The following is a 5393-nucleotide window of genomic DNA, read 5'->3' on the forward strand; positions in this document are numbered from 1 at the left end:
GTTCGATGCAGGGCGAGGCGAAGGCCCGCCAGGTCGAGACGCTGCTCTCCGGTGAAGCCGACGCCAACGACACCTATCTGGAAATCCATGCCGGCGCCGGCGGCACCGAAAGCCAGGACTGGGCCTCCATGCTTCTGCGCATGTACACGCGCTGGGCCGAGCGCCGCCGCTTCAAGGTCGAGGTGCTCGAAGTCCACGATGGCGAAGAGGCTGGCATCAAGTCCGCGACCGTGCTGATCAAGGGCCACAACGCCTATGGCTGGCTGAAGACCGAGTCCGGCGTCCACCGCCTGGTGCGCATCTCGCCTTACGACAGCAACGCGCGGCGCCACACGTCCTTCGCCAGCGTCTGGGTCTATCCGGTCATCGACGACTCGATCGAGATCAATGTTTCCGAAGCCGACGTGCGCATCGACACCTATCGTTCCTCGGGGTCGGGCGGCCAGCACGTCAACACCACCGACTCGGCGGTGCGCATCACCCATCTGGCGACCGGCATAGCGGTTGCCTGCCAGGCCGAGCGCTCGCAGCACAAGAACCGTGCCAAGGCCTGGGAAATGCTGCGCTCGCGCCTCTACGAGGAAGAGCTGAAGAAGCGCGAGGCGGTCGCCAACGCCACCGAAGCATCGAAGAGCGACATCGGCTGGGGCCACCAGATCCGCTCCTACGTGCTGCAGCCGTACCAGCTCGTGAAGGACCTGCGCACGGGCGTCGAAAGCACCTCGCCGTCGAGCGTGCTCGATGGCGACCTCGACGAATTCATGGAAGCCTCGCTCTCGCATCGCATCGAGGGTGGTGCAGGCGAAGCGGTGGCGGACTTGGACTAGGATCCCCAGCGCCGCACGACGGAGGAGCCGGTGACGCGCAAACTTGCCGGGAAGTGCTTCTGCGGCGCCGTCCACTACGAGGTGGCGGACGAATTCGTTTACGCCGCCAACTGCCACTGCTCCAACTGCCGGCGCACGACCGGATCTGCGTTCAAACCCTTCGCCGGCATCGAGCGCGGCAAGTTCCGTCTCATCGACGGCGACGACAGGCTGCTGATCTTCGGCGACCAGAACGGCCATGACGCCCATTGCGGCCGATGCGGCTCGCTCGTCTATTCATTGGTCCGCGATGGCGCCTATGTCCATGTCGCCATGGGAACACTGATGGACGATCCAGGCATTCGCCCGAGCGCACATATCTTCGTCGGTTCAAAGGCGCCGTGGTTCACGATTACAGACGATCTGCCGCAATATCGTGAACATGTCGACGGCTGAACGCCGGAACTTCCGTCAGCCGAACTTCGTTCTTAGGCACCCTGGGCGCAGGCTTGTCGTTTGGTTCTACCAGCCAAGTCTGCGCATCTTTCCGTCGCCGAGGCTTGAAGCCCAGCGCGCTGTGATGGCGCGCCCCACTTCTTGCGCTGGCTATGGAATCAGCTCAGCATTCGGGCTGGGGGATAGAAGCATTTATGGCCGGACGCGGCATAACTGCGACTGACGATCCGGCCGCTGGGAAGACACGTTCCAAGAACGGGCAAGCGAAAACGCTTGATGCTCGAAAGGAACGTTTCGATGTCTGCTGCCATATCAAGATCGGCCCAAGCCGTTCGACCGGCCGGCCGACTTTTGTTCTCCCTGTTCGCTGTTGGAGCCATCGCAGTGCTGGCGCCGCCGGCCATCGCGCACGACGCCCAACCCACGGCCGCCATGCCGCAAGGCTGGAAATACCCCTTTGCCTGCTGTGCCAACTTCGATTGCAAGGAGGTGCCGCAGTCGTCCATCAGCGAGCGGCCCGAAGGCTATGTCATAAAGGGCACGGGTGAAGTGGTGGCCTATAGCGACAAGCGGATCAAGAATTCGCCCGACGGCGAATACCACTGGTGCGCGCATCAGGCCGGGCTCGACGCCGGCAAGACCATCTGCCTGTTCGTGCCGCCGCCCTCCTACTGAACTTCGCGAGCCAAACGCGAGGCGCGGGAGAGTCTCGATCGCGCCGGCATATCTGCCGAAGCTGCTGACAGACAGTTGTCAGGACCGCTTCTTTATGTTGCCCTTCCGCCAGGGGAATCCGGCGTGGCGGTGGACAACGGAGAGGTGAGTTCATGACCATCAGGGGAAGCTGCCACTGCAAGGCGACAACCTTCGAGGTCGCCGAGGCGCCGCAGACGGTGACGCAATGCACATGCTCGTTCTGCTCGAAGCGCGGGTCGCTATGGGCCTATTACGTGCCGTCGCAATTCAAGCTCACAAGCCCGCCGGAGAACGTCTCCTTCTATCGCTGGGGCTCCAAGACCGTGAAGCACGGTTTCTGCGCCATTTGCGGTTGCGGCACCTTCACCGAAACGCCTGACTGGTCGACCGGGAAGCCGGATTTCGACAACCCGAAAATCAGCGTCAATTCGCGCCTGTTCGACGATTTCGATCTGGACAAGGTCGAGGTGGTGGTGATCGACGGCAAGAATTTGTGGTAGAGGCGAAATGGGAACGGCCACCGGGCTTTGCGGCCGCATTCCCGTTCCGTTTTTCGCCGCATTTCATGCTACAAGGCTGCGGAAGGGCTGATTTGGCGTGGCCGCAAGGGCCGCGAATTGGAGAGGGACCAATCTTATGAAAAAGACCGTGCTCGTCGTCGTGGCGACGGCTGTGCTGGTGAGTGCCTGCACCACCACCGATCCGTACACCGGCGACCAGAAGATTTCCAACACGGCGGCCGGTGCCGGCCTTGGCGCGCTGGCAGGCGCCAGCCTTGGCCTGCTCGCCGGCGGTAATGACCGCCGCAACGCCTTGATCGGCGCCGGCATCGGCGCTCTCGCCGGCGGTGCGATCGGCGCGACCATGGACCAGAACGAGGCCGAGCTTCGTCGCCAACTGCAGGGCACCGGGGTCAGCGTCACCCGCAGCGGCGACCAGATCATCCTCAACATGCCGTCCGATATCACCTTCAATGTCGACCAGGACGCGGTGAAGCCGGGCTTCTATCCGGTGCTGAATTCGGTCGCGCTGGTGCTCAAGAAGTTCCGCCAGACCACGGTGGACGTGTTCGGCCACACCGATTCGACCGGCGGCGACCAGCACAATTTCGATCTGTCGCAGCGGCGCGCGCTTGCCGTCGCCAATTATCTTGCCGGCCAGGGCGTCGATCAGCGCCGCTTCGCCGTCACCGGATTCGGCAAGACGCGGCCGATCGCATCCAACGCGACGGCCCAGGGCCGCGAGCAGAACCGGCGCGTCGAGATCCAGCTGTCGCCGCTCACCTGAGCACACCGCGCAAAGCAGCGAAGCGCCACCAAACCAGAACGGCCCCACGTGGGGCCGTTTTTTGTTGGCTCCGTCCAAAGATGGATCGAAGGTCTTAGGACATTAGCTTGTTCTAATTGATACTTTTCAAATCCAGGGAAAGGACTACCATCCTGCTGTCCAGAGGGGATGGGGTGGTCAATCGGCCGCGCAATCAGCATCTGCCGCCCCGGTCTTGCACGGCCAGATCAAGGGAATCTGGGAGGAATGCATGACAAGAACAGCTCGCCTCGGGCGCTACGGCGTCCTCGTTTTGACTGGCCTTTTGGGCGCATGGCTCGGAGCCACCACGGCTCGGGCCGAGGACGCCAACAAGGCCGATATCGAAGCCCTGAAGAAATCCCTGGCCAAATATGAGGATTACACCGCCGCCGTCCGAGACCTCTATTTGTCGACCGTCGGCTGCGTCCACTACGCTGGCGAGAAGATAGCCGGCGCGATGTACTATCCGAAGGGTGCCATGGGCATTCATTTCGTCAACGTGCCGAGTATCGGCAAGCCGCTCGACCCGATGAAGCCGAACGTCCTGATCTACGAGCCGACGAAGAAGGGTTTGAAGCTGGTCGGCGTGGAATGGCTGGTGCCGTTGACGCCGGACGTGAAGGAAGTTCCAAAGCTGTTCGGCCAGAAATTCATGGGGCCGATGGAGGGGCACTATCCGCTCATTCCAAGGGAATTCGTCCACTACGACCTGCATGCCTGGCTGTTCAGGGACAATCCGAACGGCATGTTCACCCCGACCAACCCGAAGGTGACCTGCAACAAGGCCGATTTCCCGATGCTGGAGAAGCCTACCAAGATGATGCCAGGACCGATGTAGGGCAGGGCGGTCAAGACAGCTTAAAAGGAAACGGCCCCGGACGGGGCCGTTTTCATTTCTGCCTGGACTGGCGGAAGCTTCAGACCTTCGCGATGATCCGCATGAAGGCCGGCACGTCGTCGCCAAAGCCGACGGTGGCGTCGTCTTCCTCCTGACGGTGGCGGCCGGGGCGGTCGCGCTGCGGCCGGGCATCGCCGCGCTGCTCGTGACGGTTGCCGGAGCCTTTACGCTCGTTCTCGGAACGGATCGCATCCTTGCGGGCGCGGCGTTCGGCGATATCGGCCACTTCGGCGACCGGCTGCTCGTCGCGCGCGGTCTCGGGCGCCTCGTCGCGCTTGGCGTGGCGGTCCTTCTTGCGCTCACCACGGTCCTTGCGGTCCTCGTCCTTGCGGCCGGCCCGGCGCGGCGCGCCGCGGCCACGGCGCGGCGCATCCTCACCCTCGCTTTCGGTCACGGTCGACAGGTCGCCGTCATGCCATTCGATCTTGGTTCCGATCAGCCTCTCGATGGCGTCGACATATTTGGTGTCGGCGCGCGTGGCGATGGTGAAGGACTTGCCCGCGCGTCCGGCGCGGCCGGTGCGGCCGATGCGGTGAACATAGTCCTCGGCATGGATCGGCACGTCGTAGTTGAAGACGTGGCTGACATCGGGGATGTCCAGACCACGCGCCGCGACGTCCGAGGCAACGAGGTAGCGCAGCTTGCCGTCGCGGAAATTGTTGAGCATCTGCATGCGCGCGCGCTGGTCCATGTCGCCGTGCAGCGCGCCGGCGTCGAAATCATGCTTGAGCAGCGAGCGGAACAGTTCCGACACTTCGACCTTGCGGTTGCAGAAGATGATGGCGTTCTTCAGGTCAGCGTCTTCGGCCTTGATCAGATTGCGCAGCGTCTCGCGCTTTTCCCACGGCTTCGTGCCGGACTTCACCAGCCGCTGCGTGATGCTGGTCGCGGTGGAGGCGGCCTTGGAGACCTCGACGCGCACCGGCGCGTGCAGGAACTTCTCGGTGAGCTTGGTGATCTCCGGCGGCATCGTCGCCGAGAAGAACAGCGTCTGGCGCGTGAACGGGATCATCTCGCAGATGCGCTCGATGTCGGGAATGAAGCCCATGTCGAGCATGCGGTCGGCCTCGTCGATGACGAGGATCTCGACGCCGTTGAGCAGAAGCTTGCCGCGCTCGCGGTGGTCGAGCAGGCGGCCGGGCGTCGCGATCAGCACGTCGGCGCCGCGCTCCAGCTTCTTGTCCTGCTCGTCGAAGGAGACGCCGCCGATCAGAAGCGCGATGTTGAGC

General features: G+C 63.2%; 7 protein-coding genes. 6 read left to right on the forward strand and 1 reads right to left on the reverse strand.

Annotated features, from left to right (window positions below):
* From prfB to EOD07_RS21055, 6 genes are all read left to right on the forward strand, one after another.
* On the forward strand, window positions 1-827 hold an 827-nt coding region (gene prfB / locus EOD07_RS21030), incomplete at its 5' end, for a peptide chain release factor 2 (RefSeq protein WP_127236831.1).
* 30 nt (window positions 828-857) lie between these two features.
* The gene (locus EOD07_RS21035) at window positions 858-1262 is read left to right on the forward strand and encodes a GFA family protein (RefSeq protein WP_127236832.1); all 405 of its coding nucleotides are present in this window, start codon (window positions 858-860) and stop codon (window positions 1260-1262) included.
* A 297-nt stretch (window positions 1263-1559) separates the two neighbouring features.
* Window positions 1560-1937 carry a hypothetical protein gene (locus EOD07_RS21040; RefSeq protein WP_040983454.1) on the forward strand — a complete coding sequence of 126 codons (378 nt, stop codon included), beginning with the start codon at window positions 1560-1562 and terminating at the stop codon, window positions 1935-1937.
* A 152-nt stretch (window positions 1938-2089) separates the two neighbouring features.
* Entirely contained in the window at window positions 2090-2458 is a 369-nt protein-coding gene (locus tag EOD07_RS21045) for a GFA family protein (protein WP_040983100.1), read from the forward strand.
* Between the two features lie 136 nt (window positions 2459-2594).
* A complete protein-coding gene (locus tag EOD07_RS21050) occupies window positions 2595-3245 on the forward strand; it encodes an OmpA family protein (protein WP_040983098.1) in 651 nt (216 codons plus the stop codon).
* 250 nt (window positions 3246-3495) lie between these two features.
* Entirely contained in the window at window positions 3496-4104 is a 609-nt protein-coding gene (locus tag EOD07_RS21055) for a hypothetical protein (RefSeq protein WP_073989626.1), read from the forward strand.
* 79 nt (window positions 4105-4183) lie between these two features.
* On the opposite strand, the gene EOD07_RS21060 is transcribed toward EOD07_RS21055, so the two are convergent.
* Window positions 4184-5393: DEAD/DEAH box helicase (locus EOD07_RS21060; protein ID WP_164772399.1), on the reverse strand; the 1210-nt coding region annotated here is incomplete at its 5' end.

This window comes from Mesorhizobium sp. M2C.T.Ca.TU.002.02.1.1, assembly GCF_003997225.1.

Excerpts from the sequence above, each read along its gene's own strand:
- EOD07_RS21040 (WP_040983454.1), top strand. The coding sequence starts at position 1,560 with ATGTCTGCTGCCATATCAAGATCGGCCCAAGCCGTTCGACCGGCCGGC.
- EOD07_RS21045 (WP_040983100.1), top strand. The coding sequence starts at position 2,090 with ATGACCATCAGGGGAAGCTGCCACTGCAAGGCGACAACCTTCGAGGTC.
- EOD07_RS21050 (WP_040983098.1), top strand. The coding sequence starts at position 2,595 with ATGAAAAAGACCGTGCTCGTCGTCGTGGCGACGGCTGTGCTGGTGAGT.
- EOD07_RS21055 (WP_073989626.1), top strand. The coding sequence starts at position 3,496 with ATGACAAGAACAGCTCGCCTCGGGCGCTACGGCGTCCTCGTTTTGACT.